The sequence below is a fragment of the Catellatospora sp. IY07-71 genome (assembly GCF_018326265.1).
In the GTDB taxonomy this organism is placed as follows: Bacteria; Actinomycetota; Actinomycetes; order Mycobacteriales; family Micromonosporaceae; genus Catellatospora.
This window is the reverse complement of sequence record NZ_AP023360.1, coordinates 3,191,656-3,207,201: the sequence shown is the minus strand read 5'-3', so window position 1 is coordinate 3,207,201 and position 15,546 is coordinate 3,191,656. Positions and strand designations below refer to the sequence as shown.

Below are 15,546 nucleotides of genomic sequence, written 5' to 3'. Positions count from 1 at the left end.
ACTCCTTGCGCGACGAGCCGCCGGAGGGTGTTCCGGCGGCCTGACCCACAGCCTAGTGATGAAAGTTTCGTACGCCTACCGGTAGGGGTTACGGCTCGCGCCGCGGTGACGCGGCGCTGTCGCGGACGATGAGCTCGGTGGCCAGCTCGACGCGCGGGCTCTCGATCCTCTCGCCCTGGGCCAGCCGCAGCACGGTACGCGCGGCGAGCAGCCCCATCTCGGCCAGCGGCTGCCGGACCGTGGTCAGCGGCGGCGAGCACCAGCGCACCTCGGGCAGGTCGTCGAACCCCATCACGCTGACGTCGTCCGGCACGCGCAGGCCGCGCTGGCGCACCGCCTCGTAGACGCCCAGCGCCATCTGATCACTGGACGCGAAGATCGCGGTGGGCGGCTCGGGCAGCTGGAGCAGCTGGGTGCCCCCGCGAACCCGGCCTCGTGGTAGAAGTTGCCCGGGTAGATCAGCTTGTCGTCGACGGCGATCCCGGCCGCCTCCAGCGCGGCCCGATACCCGTCGACGCGGGCCCGGCTGCACATCAGCTGCGGCGGCCCGGCGATGAACCCGATCCGCCGGTGACCCAGGCCGATCAGGTACTCGGTGGCCCGCAGGCTGCCCGCCCAGTTTGTCGCCCCGATGGTGGGCGCCTCCTGCGGCGGCACCCCGGCGGGGTCCACGATGACGACGGGGATGTTGAGGCGGCGCAGCTCGGCCTGCAGCGGCGGCTCCAGGGTGGACGTCACGAAGATGACGCCCTCGGTAGAGCGGCTGCGCATGTTGTCCAGCCACTGCTTGGCCGCCGAGGTGCGGCGGTGGATGGCCGAGACCACGGTGCCGATGCCGGCCGCGTGCGCGACGTCCTCGACGCCCCGGATGATCTCGACGGCCCACGGGCTGTCCAGGTCGTTGAAGACGAGGTCGAGCAGGCCGGAGCTGGCCCGCATGCTCGGCGGGCGGCGGCGGTAGCCGTGCCGGGTGAGCAGCTCCTCGACGCGTTCGCGGGTCTGCGGCGACACGTCGGAGCGGCCGTTGATGACGCGCGAGACGGTGGGCACCGACACCCCGGCCAGGCGCGCGATCGCCGCGATGGTCACTTTCCGGTTGTCCTCGGAGGCCACGGTTCGCCCTTTCGTCATCGCCCGAGCCTACGGTGGGCGGATCCCCGGCACAGCAGCCCGTTCGGCGGGCTGCCGTGCCGGTTCTCCCCCGCCCCCCGGCGGGAGTTCAGCCTTTGACGCTGCCGGCGAGACCGCCGACGAGCTGCCGTTCGGCTATGGCGTAGAAGCCGAGCGCGGGGATCATGGACAGTACGACGTAGGCCAGTACGCGGGCGGTGTCGTCGGCGTACTGGCCCTGGAAGGCCTGGACCCCGACGGGCAGGGTCCACCAGCTCTGGTCGGTGAACACGACCAGCGGGAGCATGAAGTTGTTCCAGCTGGCCACGATCGCCAGCACCGACACGGTCGCCAGCGCGGGCTTGGCCATGGGCAGCAGGATGCGCCAGAAGAACCCGAACGGCGTGCACCCGTCGAGTGTCGCCGCCTCCTCGACCTCGGCCGGGATGGTCCGGAAGAACTGCCGCAGGATGATGATCGTCGTGGGCAGCCCGAACGCGGCCTGCGGCAGGATGACGCCGAGCGGGTTGTCCAGCAGGCCCATGCCGCGCAGCAGGATGAACAGCGGCAGGATCGCCACCGCGAACGGGAACATCAGCCCGACCGCGAACAGCGTGAACAGCGCCTCCCGCCCCCGGAACGCGAACCGCGCGAAGATGAACGACGCCATCGCCGACGCCCCGACCACCACCAGCACCGTCGCCAGCGCGATCAGGGTGCTGTTGCCGAGCTGCCGCCAGAACACCTCCGAGGTGACGATGCCGGTGTAGTTCTCCGGCACCCACGGGTCGGGCCAGCCGAGCGGGTTGGTGGACAGCTGGCCGTTGTCCTTGAACCCGCCCAGCACCCCGAACCCGACGGGCACCACGATCAGCGCGCCGATCGCGATCGACACCAGGTGCAGCACGGTACGGCGCACCCGCACCACCGGGTTCTCGCGGTTGACGGTCATCGCTGGACTCCCCTCGTGGTGATCGCGCCCTCGGTGTCGCGGCGCAGCACGTATCGCTGGTAGAACAGCGCGAAGATCAGGCTGAGCAGGAACATGATGATGCTGATGGCGCTGGCGTAGCCGACCTCGAAGCGGCGGAAGCCGAACTGGTACATGGTCACGGCCATGGTCTCCGAGGCGTGGATCGGGCCGCCGCCGGTGAGCACCCAGACCATGTCGAACAGCTGGATGCTGCCGATGACCGACAGGAACACGCTGATCCGGATCGTGGGCCCGAGCAGCGGCAGCGTGACGTGCCGGAACACCTGCCACGCACTCGCCCCGTCGGTCGTGGCCGCCTCGGTCAGCTCACGCGGAATGCCCTGCCGCCCCGCCAGGTAGAGGATCATGTGGAAGCCGAAGTACTTCCACGAGATCACCAGGAACAGGGCGATCAGAACGGTGTCCGGATCGGCGAAGACGGCTCCGGCGTCGGCGCCCAGCCACTTCGACAGCGTGTCGCCCAGGCCCCGGTTGGGCGAGAGCACCAGGGTGAACAGGACCGCGGTGGTGACCTCGGAGAGCACGTACGGGGCGAAGAAGATCAGCCGGTACACGCTGCGGCCCTTGAGCGGCTGGTTGAGCAGCATCGCCAGGCCCAGCGACACCGGCAGCTGGATCACCAGCGACAGGGTGATGAGCACGAGGGACCGCCACAGGTCGCCGAGGAAGGTCGGGTCCTGGAAGGCGCGGGTGAAGTTGTCCAGCCCCACGTAGTTCTCGGGCAGGCCGAAGCCGTTCCACTTGAACGTGCTGGCGTAGCCCGCGACCAGGATCGGCGCGATCACCAGCAGCAGGAACAGCACCAGCGCCGGGGCCAGGAAGACCACGATGGTGCCCAGGCGGCCGGAGCGGGGCCGGGCCCGGCGGCCACGCGGGTGCGTGGCCGCCGGGGCTGCCGCCAAGAGCTCGGTCGCCGCGTCGTCGCGTCGCAGGTCGGTCGTCGTCGATGGGCTCATCGGGCCTGCTCCACTCGGTGCTCGTCCACGGCTGCGGGTTCTTGGTCAGGACGCATGGCTACTGGCTCTTCGCCACCGTGGTGATGTCCTTGACGATGTCCTCGGCCTTCTTCGACCCGGCGATCAGCTCGGCCACGCTGTCGTTGACCTGCTGACCCACCGCCGGCGGGTACGCCTGGTCCAGGTACAGCTGGAAGCCCGTCGCCGCGGCCAGGCTCGACGCCACCGTCTTGCTGTTCGGGTCCTTGATCGCGTCCGCGGCGTCCTTCACCGTCGGCAGCACCGCACCCGTCTCCGCCGACTTGCGCTGGTTGGCCACGTCCAGCAGCGTCTTCAGGAAGTCCGTCGTCGCGGCGGGCGCGTTCTTGCCCACCACGAACCCGTTGCCGCCGCCGAACGCCTCCGCCACCGTGCCCTTGCCGCCGTCGACCGACGGGAACGGGAAGAACGCGAGCTTGTCGCCCAGGCCCTTCTTGCTGGTGGAGGAGGAGGCCTGGACCGACGGGGCCCACTGGCCCATCAGCTCCATCGCCGCGCCGCCGTTGCCCATGGTCGCGGCCTGCCCGTCCGGCGAGCCGTACTCCGCGCCGAGGAAGCCCTTCTGGAACGGCTGCAGATCCACCAGCTCCTTGAGCCGCTGACCGGCCGCGACGAAGTCCGGGGTGTCGAAGTTCTTGGTCTCCGCGGCCTGCTGCAGCGCGCCGAGGCCACCGATGCGCATGGCGAGGTAGGCCCAGTAGAAGTGGCCCGGCCACTTGTCCTTGCCGGCCAGCGCGATCGGCACGATGCCCGCGGCCTTGATCTTGCTTACCGTGGTCAGCAGCTCAGCCCAGGTGGTGGGCGGCGCGGTGATCCCGGCCTTGGCGAACAGGTCCTTGTTGTACCAGAACCCGACCATGCCCACGTCGAACGGAACACCGTAGATCTTCCCGTCGATCGTGAACGGCTGCACCGACGCCGGCAGCAGCGAACCGATCCACGGCTGCACGTCAGCCGTGATGTCCTTGACCAGACCCGCGTCGACCTGCTGCTTGAGCACGCCACCGCCCCACGACTGGAACAGGTCCGGCGGCGAGCCCGCCTGCGTCGCCGTGGTCAGCTTCGCCTTGAACGCCTCGTTCTCCAGCGGCTGGATCACGACCTTCACGTTCGTGTGCGCCGACTCGTACTCCTTGGCGATCGCCGCCCAGACCGGCAGCATCGGCTCGGTGTTCTGGATGTGCCACCAGTTGATCGTCTGCGGCGCGTTCGGGTCGGCCGGCTCGTCGCTGCCGCAGGCGCTCAGCAGGTACGCGCCCGCGCCGGCCCCGGCCAGGCCGAGCAGCGTACGGCGGGAGAGAAACGCTGTCATGTGCCATCCCTTCGAGGACTTACCAGGTACTCGGATGCCGATCGGGTCGGCGGGAGGTGCGGAAATACGGCTCCGAAACTTTCGGAACGGTGCCGGTATTTTCAAGTGATGGCGGGCACGTTACGACGTGGGCTACTGCACGGTCAAGGGGCTGTCGCATCTCGACTTGAACCGTTACGGTGAGCGGGATTTCTGAAAGTTCCGGCCGAAGGCTTCCGGAACTTCGCCGGAAAACAGACCAGAAGGAGCCCCCATGTCGACCGAGACCGCTCACGTGGCCACGGCCGCCCGGTCGATCCGCAACCCGGTCCTGCCCGGGTTCCACCCGGACCCCTCGATCCTGCGCGTCGGCGACGACTACTACCTGGCCACCTCGACCTTCGAGTGGTACCCCGGCGTACGCGTCCACCACTCCCGCGACCTCGTCCACTGGCAGCCCCTCGGCGGCATCGTCACCGAACGCCGCCTGCTCGACCTGCGCGGCTGCGGCGACTCCAACGGCGTCTGGGCCCCCGACCTCACCTGGCACGACGGCCTGTTCCACCTCGTCTACAGCGACGTCGCCAGCTTCGCCAGCGGCTACTGGGACCCCCAGAACTTCCTCACCACGGCGCCGGACATCAGCGGACCCTGGTCGGACCCGGTGCCGCTGCACTCGCACGGCTTCGACGCCGCCCTGTTCCACGACGAGGACGGCACCACCTGGCTGCTGTCGATGAGCGCGGACTGGCGGCCGGGACGGGACCGCTTCGGCGGCATCGAGATCCAGCGCTACGACCGGGAGAAGCGGCAGCTCGTCGGCAACGCGCAGATCATCTTCCGGGGGACCGCGGCGGGTTTGACCGAGGGCCCGCACCTGTACCGGCGCGACGGCTGGTACTGGCTGGTCACCGCCGAGGGCGGCACCAGCTGGGAGCACCAGGTCACGGTGGCGCGGTCGCGCAACCTGCTGGGGCCGTACGAGGTGGACCCGGCCGGGCCGCTGCTGACCTCGGTGGACCGTCCCGACCTGCGGTTGCAGAAGGCCGGGCACGGCAGCCTGGTGCAGACCCAGGGCGGCGAGTGGTACCTGGCGCACCTGGTCGCCCGCCCGTACAGCCCCCGTGGCAACTGCGTGCTGGGCCGGGAGACCGCGATCCAGCGCGTGGACTGGCCCGACGGCGGCTGGCCGAGCATCCCCGGCGGCATTCCCGCCGACGAGTACCAGGCGCCCGACCTGCCCGCCCACCCGTGGCCCGACGAGCCCGCCACCGACCACTTCGACGGCCCGGACCTGTCCGTCTGCTGGTCCACCCTGCGCCGTCCCGCCACACCGGACTGGATCGACCTGCGCTCGCGCCCCTCGCACCTGCGGGTGCGCGGCGGGCAGTCGCCGGTCGGCAAGCAGACCCCGAGCCTGGTCGCGCGGCGGGTAGGCGCCGAGCGGTGCTCGCTGGAGACGGCCGTGGAGTTCGATCCGCGCGACCACCGCCACCTGGCCGGGATCACCGCGTACTACAACACCCTGAACTGGTACTACCTTTACCTGACCCGAGCCGACGACGGCCGGGCGGTGCTGGAGCTGCTCAGCTCCGACAGCGGCCGGCGCACGGTGTACCCGGAGCTCACCGTGGACGCGAGCACGGCCGGGCGGGTCGGGCTGCGCGCGGTGTACGACGGGCCGGTGGTGCGCTTCGCCTACGACCTGGGCGAAGGCTGGCGGGAGCTGCCGGTCGAGCTGGACGCGACGATCCTGTCCGACGAGCACGCGGCGCTGATCATCGACGGCGAGCCGGCCGCGTGGGGCTTCACCGGCGCGTTCCTCGGCCTGTGGGTGCAGGACCTCGGCAACGACGGCGTGTACGCCGACTTCGACCACGCCACCTACCTGGAACACTGAAACTTCCGGTGCCGTGACGTGGGCGCGTCACGGCACCGGACTGCTATTTCCGGAAGTTCTTCCGGTTGACGACCCGCACCGGCGGCCGTAACGTTCCGGCCAAGTTACGGAACAGATTCCGGAACTCTCGGCGTCGCTCCCGATCGGACCGCACCGCCCTTTTCGAGCCCGCGCGGTCCGCGACGCTCACGCACCACGCAATCCCCCGTGCACCTCCGTCGACACCCCGTCGACCGTCCTCACGGAAGGAACGCACATGAAGCTCAGACGGTGGATCGCCACCGGCGTGGCCGCGGTCGCGACCGTCGGCGCGCTCAACAGCCTGCCCGCCACGGCCGGCCACCAGGGCAACCCGGCCGACCAGAGCCTGCGGACCCTCGGCATGCGCCACGACCTCTACATCGGCACCGCGGTCGACATGGCCGCGCTCAACGACCCCGCCGACCCGCAGTACCGGCAGCTCGCCGCATCGCAGTTCTCCTCGGTCACCGCGGAGAACGTGATGAAGTGGGAGAGCCTGGAGCCCACCCGCGGCGTCTACAACTGGGGCCCGGCCGACGAGCTGATCGCCTTCGCCAAGCAGAACAACCAGCGGGTACGCGGCCACGTGCTGGTATGGCACAACCAGCTGCCCGGCTGGCTCACCTCCGGCGTGGCCGACGGCTCGATCAGCACCGCCGAGCTGCGCGACATCCTCAAGAACCACATCACCAACGTGGTCACCCACTTCAAGGGCAAGATCTGGCAGTGGGACGTGGTCAACGAGGCCGTCAGCGACCCGTGGGACACCCCGTCCACCCTGCACTACAAGGGTTTCTGGGCGCAGCACCTGGGCCCGGACTACGTCGCCGACGCGTTCCGCTGGGCCCGCGCGGCCGACCCGAAGGCGCTGCTGTTCTACAACGACTACAACATCGAGGCCTTCGGCTCCGGCGACCCGGCCAACGACAAGACCCAGTTCGTGTACGACATGGCCAAGCAGCTGCTCGCGGCCGGCGTGCCGATCGACGGCGTGGGCAGCCAGGGCCACCTGGGCACGCAGTACGGCAACTACGACACGCTGCAGGTCGCCGCGGCGCTGAAGAAGTTCGCCGGGCTCGGTCTGGCCACCGCGTTCACCGAGGTGGACGTGCGCAGCCAGATCACCGAGGCGATGGAGAACGGGGACTCCAACGAGATCAACCCGCGGCTGCAGGCGTCGGCCGCCAACTACAGCGTGCTGCTGCAGGCCTGCCTGGCCGACCGGCACTGCCTGTCGTTCACGGTGTGGGGCTTCACCGACAAGTACTCCTGGGTGCCCAACTGGTTCGGCAACGAGGGCCTGGCCAACATCTACGACGAGAACTACCAGCCGAAGCGGGCGTACAACCTGATGAAGGGCGACCTCATCTTCAGCGGCGCGCCGTACGTGCTGCCGCGCATCCCGCAGCGGCCGCGCCGGTAACCGGCTTTGCAGCGATCGGGGCCGGTCCGCCGTGAGGTGGGCCGGCCCCTTCTTTCTGCTCCGCCCCCGGATGAGGCGTGACGCCGAACGCTGCGGATGCGGCCGGAAGGCCCTACTCCGCCGACCACACCGGGTCGCAACGCCGCCGTCGCCGGGCCCCTCGGACGGCCCGGACGCGTCCGCAGTATTGCCCTTCTCATCCGAGGCCGTCAATGATTATCGCAAACTTTCGGTAAACGATCTGCCCAAGAATCCTTCAGGATGGTGCGTCATCAGGCAGGCGCCGGCTCGCCGCCACCCAGCTTCGGTCGATCTTGTACACGAAAGTTTCCGGAAGTCGTTGACGTTGCGGAAACGCCGCGCAAAGAATGACCGGGACGAATGGACACCGTCCGGAAAGGCCACCACATGTCCTCGTACGCCCTCACCCGCCGCGTCCCGCGGCTGGCCGCAGCGCTCAGCGCGGTCGGTCCCGCCCTCGGCGCCGCCGGCAGCGCCCAGGCGAAGCCGGCCGTCAGCGCCGACATCGTCGACACCGCTGGCGGCCACGGCGACGTGGTCAGCTTCACCTTCGACGACGGCCCCAACCCGGCCGACACCCTGCGCCTGCTCGACGTGCTGCGCGAGCACCGCGTCAAGGCGGTCTTCTGCCTCTGGGGCGACCACGTCGAGCAGCACCCCGACGTGGTACGCCGGATCGCCGCCGCCGGGCACACCCTGTGCAACCACAGCATGCACCACGACGACCTGAGCGCCCTGACGCCCGAGCAGATCCGGGCCGATCTGGAGCAGGCCAGCGCCGCCATCCGCCGCGCCGTGCCGCACGCGCGCATCCCCTACTTCCGGGCGCCCTTCGGCGCGTGGGGCGAGTCGCCCCAGGTCGCCGCGTCGCTGGGCATGCGCCCGCTGGGCTGGCGGCTGGCCATCACCGACTGGGAGCCGCCGGGCACCGACGAACTCGCCCGCCGCCTGCTGGACGGCATCACGCCCGGCGCGGTGGTGCTCATGCACGACGGCGGCGGCGACCGCAGCCAGACCGTCGACGCCGTCGACCAGGTCATCCCCGTCCTGAAGGCCCGGGGCTACCGCTTCACGCTCCCCGAAGGCTGCTGAGCCGCTGCGCGGCAAGAGCGCCCTGCCCGGTCGTGAACCCGTGCAGGGCGCTCTCGTCATGGCGCGTCAGGTCAGAGCGCGGTGCAGGTCAAGGCAGGGCTGGGGACCGCGCCGTTGGCCTGGTAGCCGAACTCGGTGTAGCCGCCCGCGTTCAGGCGGCCGTTGTAGCTGACGTTCGTCACCTGGATCGTGCCGGTGGTGCCGCTGAACTGGCCGTTCCAGGAGTTCACGACGGTGTTGCCGGACGGCAGCGGCAGGGTGACCCGCCAGCCGTTGGTCCCCGACGAACCCGCGGTCACCCGCACCGCCGCCACATACCCCGCGCCCCACTGGCTGGCCACGGTGAAGGTGGCGGTGCAGCCGCCGGGCGGCGGCGGGCTGGACGGGCTCGGCGAGGGCGGCGTGGACGGCGACACCGAGGGGCTCGGCGACGGCGGGCGCGACGGGGACGCCGACACCGACGGCGACGGGCTGGTCGTGTTCAGGCCGAAGAACGCGACCGCCGCGGCGTACTGCACCGGCAGGTTGTGCGAGGTGTTCGCCATGCTGATCGCCTCCACCTGCACCTGGCCGGAGCCGTTGGCGTAGCGGGTGCGGGTCCAGCCCGACTGCGGGGTGTCGGTCGTGGTCGGCGTCTGGCTCAGGCCGTGGACGTTGGTCCACTGCTTGATCTCCTCGCCGAAGTTGTTGTAGTGCAGGATCTCGTCGTTGGTGCCGTGCCACAGCTGCATCCGCGGCCGCGCCCCGGTGTATCCGGGGTAGGCGTTGCGCACCAGGTCACCCCAGGCCTGCGGGGTGCGGATGAGCTGCCCCTGCGCGCACTGGCTGTTCCACTTGCTCGACCCGGCGAAGCAGGCGAACGGCACGCCCGCGAACGCCGAGCCGGCCTTGAAGACGTCCGGGTACGCGCCGAGCAGCACGTTGGTCATCATCGCGCCGGACGAGACACCGGTGGCGTAGGTGCGGTTCGGGTCGGCGTTGTAGTTCTGCTGCACGTACTTCGTCATCGACACGATGCTCAGCGAGTCGCCGCCGCCGTTGTGCGTGAGCGTCGCGCTGGACGCCACGTCGAAGCAGCCGTCGCTGGCGGTCACCGACGGGTAGACGACGATGAAGCCGTACTGGTCGGCCAGGCGCGCGAAGTCCGAGCCGCTGTAGAACGCGGGGCCGCTGCCGGTGCAGTAGTGCACCGCCACCAGCAGGCCCGGCCGGGGCGCCACGTTGTTCGGCACGTAGAGGTACATGCGCAGGTTGCCGGGGTTGGCGCCGAAGTTGGTGACCTCGGTGAGCGTGGCGGCCTGCGCGGCCGGCGACGCCACCATCACCACCGTGGCCGCGATGACGGCGGCCAGCGCCGCCCACACGGCGTAGAGAGCCTTGCGTAGCTTCATGAGCTTGCGCTCCTCGAAACGGGTGCGCAGGCAGGGCGGATCTGCCGCGCCTGCGCGGACGAGCCCTGCCGTCCCCGCGTCACACGGCGGGGCGCCCTCGGCAGCTGACAGACGGGCCGCGATCCCGGTGCGGTCCGTACGGCTCCCGCGCGGCAGCCTAGGGCCATCGCCTCGGCGTACCGGCGGCTATCGATGCGTTCGGGCGGACTTTGCGCCCAACGGCGCCTGCGCGGCGGCGAACGGCACATGTCTACGCGCGCTACCTCAGACCCCCGTGAGGGTGCGGCGGCGCCGGCACCTCTTCCGGCGCCGCCGCACGCTCACTCGCCGGACCGGTTGGAGGAGTTCCGGTCCGACCCCCTGGCGTGGCCGCCGAGCACGCCCGCCTCGGCGGCCTTGGTGATCGCGTCGGCCTCGGCCTGGGTCAGCTTGCCCTCCTTGACCGCCGCCGCCAGCCGCTCCTTGAGCTGCGCCGCGCGGTCGGCGGTGCGGTCGTCCTTCTTCTCACCGCTCTTCCCGTCGGGGTGCAGCTGGCTGCGCACCTTCTCCAGGGCTGCGGTGACCTTGGCCTCGTCGACGCCGAGCTCCTTGGCCAGCGCCGCCGCGAGCTGCTGCTGATGTTCCTGCCTGCCCTGCTGGGCCGAACTGCTGGTGCCGGTGTCCTTGTCGGCCGCCATGGCCGCGGTGGGTACGGCGATCCCGAGCGCCAGCACCCCGGCCGCGCCCACCGTGACCAGCGTCTTCTTCGAGAGCTTCACCATGTTCGTTTCGCCTCCTTGCGATCGGTGTGCCTCCACGCTGACCGGCGAACCTCGAAGCCGCGCCCGGACAACCTGCACCCTGCCTGGCAATGACGTGGCGATCCCGCCCACCCTGGCGCCATCTGCCTGCTTCCCGCACAGCATTCGCCCAGCCCGCGTTCGAGCGGACCTCCGGGCTGCGCAGTTTCGGGGAAACTGCAGCTTCCCGCCCGCGAGTGCGTGCAGTTTCCCCGAAACTGCATTTGCCGCGCCGTGGCCCGGCCGGCGGGGCGAGGGCGGGTCAGGAGCGGCGGGTGCGCAGGCCGAGGACGCGGCGGCCGGCGGCGAGCATGTGCTCGCGGAGTTCGGCCTGGTCGTGGTGCTGCAGCACGGGCGACGAGGCGGCGGTGGCGATGCCGGCCAGCGCGATGGTGGCGTTGATCTCCGCGCCGGGGCTGCCGTCGAGGCGCATCAGCTCGGCGGGACGCTGAATCAGCTCGACGATGTCGGGATGGCTCTGCAGGGCGCTGGTCACCCCGGCGTCCATGCCGATCATGCCGATCAGGGCCCGGTGCTTGACGGTCAGGTCGACCATGCCGCTCAGCATGGCGTCGGCCCGGGCGGCGGGGGTGCGCTGCACCTCGGCGACGGCGATCGCGGTGCGCAGCTCCTCGATGGCGGGCTGGATCACCGCGGTGAGGATCTCGTCGCGGGTCTTGAAGTGGTGATAGATGGCGGCCTTCGTCACACCGAGGGTGTCCGCGATCATCTGCAGCGAGGTGCCCGCGAAGCTGTGCATGGCGAACAGCCGGCAGGCCTCGTCGAGCAGGCGCTGCCGCGTGCGCTCCTGTGCCACAGCGGTCACGGCGTACTCCTTACCAGATCAAAGACTGTAAGGCCAGTCCCTCGTCCGCGTCAAAGCTAGCCGATCGGCAAGCCGCCGCCCAGCCGCACGTCAAGCTGAAGACTAGCCGAACGTCAAGCTGAAAACTTGCCGATCGTCTTGCTCACTCCTTGCCGATCGGCTTGCTCACTCCTTGACGAACGGCTAGTGTCCGAGCCGGATACGGCGACTCCCCCGCGCGTGTGAACAGCGCGTTTCGCCGTGATGACAGTCACCCTTTCCCCGTTTGGAGTCCTCGACGTGGCGACCTTCCTCTACCGGATCGGCCGGTTCTCATACCGCCGGCGCTGGCTGGTGCTAGGTGTCTGGGTGCTGCTGCTCGCCCTCGCCGGCGCCGGCGCGGCGACGCTCTCCGGCAAGATGAGCAACGATTTCAGCATCCCCGGCACCGAGGCGCAGCAGGCGATCGACCGCCTCGCCGAGCGCTTCCCCGAGGCGCACGTCGGCGGCGCGAGCGCGCGCGTGGTCTTCCAGACGCCCGAGGGCAAGACCGTCGCCGACCCGGACGTGCAGGCCGCCATCGGCCGCGTGGTGTCCGAGCTGAGCGACGAGCCGCAGGTCGCCCGGGTCCTCGACCCGTACACCGCGAAGTCCATCTCCCCCGACGGGCGCTACGCCTTCGCGCAGGTCAGCTACCGCGTGCAGGGCATGGAGCTGACCGACGCCGACCGCGACGCGCTGCTCGACGCGGCCGCCACCGCGCGTGACGCCGGGCTCGCCGTCGAGGTCGGCGGCGACGCGCTGCGGGCCAACCCGAAGACCGGCATCGTCGAGGTCATCGGCATCGCGATCGCCGCCGTGGTCCTGGTGATCACCCTCGGCTCGCTCGTCGCGGCGGGCCTGCCGCTGCTCACCGCGCTGGCCGGCATCGCCGTCGGCCTGGCCGGGGTCGCCATCTCGGCCCGCTGGGCCGACCTCAACTCCAACAGCCTGATCCTGGCGCTGATGCTCGGCCTGGCCGTCGGCATCGACTACGCGCTGTTCATCGTCTCGCGCTACCGCCACGAGCTGCTGGTCCGCAAGGACGGCCCCGAGGCCGCGGGACGCTCCGTCGGCACCGCCGGCTCGGCCGTGGTCTTCGCCGGCCTCACCGTGATCATCGCCCTGGCCGCGCTGTCCGTGGTCGGCATCCCGCTGCTGCGCGGCCTCGGCCTGGCCGCCGCGGGCACCGTCGCGGTGGCGGTGCTGGTCGCGATCACCCTGCTGCCCGCGCTGCTCGGCTTCACCGGCGACCGGCTGATCAAGGGCCGCCTGTTCGGCCGCACCACGCCCGACCCCGAGTCCGACAGCGGCCCGGTGCCGCTGGGCGAGCGCTGGGCGCGGCTCGTGGTCCGGTTCCGCGTCCCGGCGCTGCTGCTGTCGGTCGCCGCGCTCGGCGTGCTCGCCATCCCGGCCGCCGACCTGCGCCTGGGCCTGCCCGACGACGGCATGCAGGGCGCCGACACCACCCAGCACAAGGCGTACGACCTGATGACCACCGGCTTCGGGCCGGGCTTCAACGGCACCCTGGTGGTCGTCGCCGACCTGCCCGCCGGGGCCGACCCGCAGCAGGTGCCCGGTGCGCTGGCCATGCGCCTGTCCGGCGTGGACAACGTGCTCTACGCGGCGCCGAACGGGGTCAGCCCCGACGGCCGGACCGCGCTGCTCGCCGTCATCCCGAAGACCGGCCCGAACGACCCGGCCACCGCCGACCTGGTGCACACCATCCGCGACCGCGCCGCCGGCATCACGGAGGGCACCGGCGCCGCCATCGCGGTCACCGGCGTCACCGCGCTGGCCATCGACGTGTCCACCACCCTCGACGACGCGCTCGTGCCGTACCTGGCGATCGTGGTCGGGCTCGCGTTCCTGCTGCTGCTGCTCGTGTTCCGGTCGATCCTGGTGCCGCTCAAGGCCACGCTCGGCTTCCTGCTCAGCGTCGCGGCGACGTTCGGCGCGGTGGTGGCCGTGTTCCAGTGGGGCTGGCTCGGCGACCTGTTCGGCGTACAGCAGACCGGGCCGATCATGAGCATGCTGCCGGTGCTGCTCATCGGCATCCTGTTCGGCCTGGCCATGGACTACCAGGTGTTCCTGGTGACCCGGATGCGCGAGGACTATGTGCACGGCGCACCGGCCAAAGAGGCGGTCGTCACCGGCTTCCGGCACGGCGCCCGGGTGGTCACCGCCGCGGCCATCATCATGATCAGCGTGTTCGGCGGGTTCGTGTTCTCGGGTGAGACGCTGATCCAGTCGATCGGCTTCGCGCTGGCGTTCGGCGTGCTGGTGGACGCGTTCGTGGTCCGGATGACCATCGTGCCGGCGCTGATGTCGCTGCTCGGCCGTGGGGCGTGGTGGCTGCCGCGCTGGCTGGACCGCGTACTGCCCGATGTGGACGTGGAGGGCGAGAAGCTGCGCCAGGCCGAGGAGGCCCGCGAACCGGTGGCCGTCGCCGGCTGACCTTCCTCCCTGAAACCCCGGTCCTGGTGGCCCCGCTCCTCGGCGCGGGCACCAGGACCGGTTCGCATCTCTGGCCGTTGACCAGCGTCGATGCGCTCGCCGGGCGCGGGTGGCGGAACTGGTCTAAAGTACCCGGCCATGACCTCTCAGCCCGACACGGCGACGCGCAGGGACCGGGTGCGGCGCTACTACGATCGCAACGCGGCCGCCTTCGAGCGGCTGGGACAGGGCGGCGCGTCCATCCACCGCGCCGTCTGGGGCCCGGGAGTGGAGACACGCGAGGCGGCGTTCCATCACGTCGACGAACTCCTGCTGGACATCCTGTCCAACGTGGACCGGCGGGCCGACGTCGTGGACCTCGGGTGCGGGCTCGGGGCCAGCCTCCTCTACCTCGCCGAGCGGGCCGACCTCAGCGGTGACGGCATCACCCTCAGCCCGGTGCAGGCCGCGCGGGCCGCCGAGTTGATCGCCAGGGCGGGAGCCGCCGATCGGGTACGCGTCCGCGAAGGCGACTACCTCGCGCTGCCCGACGAACTGGCGGGACAGGCGGATCTCACGTTCTCCATCGAGGCGTTCCTGCACAGCCCGGACGCCGACGGGTACTTCCGGGAGGCGGCGCGCTCGCTGCGGCCCGGCGGGCGGCTGGCGATCTGCGACGACTTCCTGGCCTCCAAGTCGCCGCCGGCCTCGGCCCGTGCGGCGCGGCGGCTGGAGGAGTTCCGGGCCGGGTGGCACGCGTCGTCGCTGATCACGGTCAACCAGGTGCGTACGCTGGCCGCCGGGCACGGGCTGACGCTGGTGCGCGACATCGACCTGACGCCGTACCTGGAGCTGCGGCGGACGCGGGACCGGTGGATCAGCGCCCTGGTCGCGGCGGGGCGGCCGCTGCGGCTGTCCGGGGAGTACTGGCAGTCGCTGGTCGGCGGCGACGCGCTGCAGTGGGTGCTGCTGCACGACCTGGTCGAATACCGCTTCCTGGAGTTCGAGCGCATCCGCTGACCCGTGCGAGTGACGATCTCGCTGGCGCATGCTGCTATGGGGCACTGTCTGCGATGCTTTTCGCGTCACATGGCGAACCGCATCGCCTGGAGAAAAGAGCGAGCCGCGCCGTCCGTCAGTCAACCGTGACACCGCGGAGACCGCCCGGCGCCGGGCGTGACCGAGCCGAGGCGGAAGGATGCCACAGTTGACGGGCGACCCAGCCCCGATGGCCGCAAGCGCGCTCGCT

The 15,546-nt window shown here is 70.7% G+C and carries 11 protein-coding genes and 1 pseudogene; 5 read left to right on the top strand and 7 right to left on the bottom strand.

The features are described from left to right. Positions 1-88: 88 nt before the first annotated feature. From CS0771_RS14665 to CS0771_RS14650, 4 genes and pseudogenes are all read right to left on the bottom strand, one after another. A pseudogene (locus CS0771_RS14665) lies at positions 89-1,131 on the bottom strand (LacI family DNA-binding transcriptional regulator). A gap of 88 nt (positions 1,132-1,219) precedes the next feature. After that, on the bottom strand, positions 1,220-2,062 hold the full coding sequence (locus CS0771_RS14660) for a carbohydrate ABC transporter permease (RefSeq protein ID WP_212841481.1): 843 nt from the start codon (positions 2,060-2,062) through the stop codon (positions 1,220-1,222). After that, positions 2,059-3,060 (bottom strand): carbohydrate ABC transporter permease, encoded by a 1,002-nt coding sequence (locus CS0771_RS14655; protein ID WP_212841480.1) that lies wholly within the window; start codon positions 3,058-3,060, stop codon positions 2,059-2,061. The genes CS0771_RS14660 and CS0771_RS14655 overlap by 4 nt, the downstream gene beginning before the upstream one ends. Before the next feature lie 58 nt (positions 3,061-3,118). Beyond that, positions 3,119-4,411: an extracellular solute-binding protein gene (locus CS0771_RS14650; RefSeq protein ID WP_212841479.1), complete on the bottom strand. Its 1,293-nt coding sequence runs from the start codon at positions 4,409-4,411 to the stop codon at positions 3,119-3,121. A 253-nt stretch (positions 4,412-4,664) separates the two neighbouring features. On the opposite strand from CS0771_RS14650, the gene CS0771_RS14645 reads away from it, so the two are divergent. The 3 genes from CS0771_RS14645 to CS0771_RS14635 all read left to right on the top strand — a co-directional run bounded on the left by CS0771_RS14645 (position 4,665) and on the right by CS0771_RS14635 (position 8,847). Then, positions 4,665-6,290 carry a glycoside hydrolase family 43 protein gene (locus tag CS0771_RS14645; protein ID WP_212841478.1) on the top strand — a complete coding sequence of 542 codons (1,626 nt, stop codon included), beginning with the start codon at positions 4,665-4,667 and terminating at the stop codon, positions 6,288-6,290. A gap of 256 nt (positions 6,291-6,546) precedes the next feature. Next, positions 6,547-7,734, top strand: a complete 1,188-nt coding sequence (locus CS0771_RS14640) for an endo-1,4-beta-xylanase (RefSeq protein ID WP_212841477.1) — start codon at positions 6,547-6,549, stop codon at positions 7,732-7,734. A gap of 408 nt (positions 7,735-8,142) precedes the next feature. Then, positions 8,143-8,847 carry a polysaccharide deacetylase family protein gene (locus CS0771_RS14635; RefSeq protein ID WP_212841476.1) on the top strand — a complete coding sequence of 235 codons (705 nt, stop codon included), beginning with the start codon at positions 8,143-8,145 and terminating at the stop codon, positions 8,845-8,847. 71 nt (positions 8,848-8,918) lie between these two features. Here the strand turns inward: CS0771_RS14635 and CS0771_RS14630 are convergent, their stop codons facing one another. The 3 genes from CS0771_RS14630 to CS0771_RS14620 form a co-directional block, all read right to left on the bottom strand. Beyond that, entirely contained in the window at positions 8,919-10,238 is a 1,320-nt protein-coding gene (locus CS0771_RS14630) for a PHB depolymerase family esterase (RefSeq protein ID WP_212841475.1), read from the bottom strand. Positions 10,239-10,558: 320 nt separating this feature from the next. Further along, complete coding sequence (locus CS0771_RS14625; protein WP_212841474.1) at positions 10,559-10,999, bottom strand: hypothetical protein; 441 nt, start codon at positions 10,997-10,999, stop codon at positions 10,559-10,561. Positions 11,000-11,279: 280 nt separating this feature from the next. Then, positions 11,280-11,843: a TetR/AcrR family transcriptional regulator gene (locus CS0771_RS14620; RefSeq protein ID WP_212841473.1), complete on the bottom strand. Its 564-nt coding sequence runs from the start codon at positions 11,841-11,843 to the stop codon at positions 11,280-11,282. 279 nt (positions 11,844-12,122) lie between these two features. Between CS0771_RS14620 and CS0771_RS14615 the strand changes: the two genes are divergently transcribed. Both CS0771_RS14615 and CS0771_RS14610 read left to right on the top strand, forming a co-directional pair. Then, a complete protein-coding gene (locus CS0771_RS14615; RefSeq protein ID WP_212841472.1) occupies positions 12,123-14,318 on the top strand; it encodes an MMPL family transporter in 2,196 nt (731 codons plus the stop codon). A 138-nt stretch (positions 14,319-14,456) separates the two neighbouring features. After that, positions 14,457-15,317, top strand: a complete 861-nt coding sequence (locus CS0771_RS14610; RefSeq protein WP_212841471.1) for a cyclopropane-fatty-acyl-phospholipid synthase family protein — start codon at positions 14,457-14,459, stop codon at positions 15,315-15,317. The last annotated feature ends 229 nt before the right edge of the window (positions 15,318-15,546 follow it).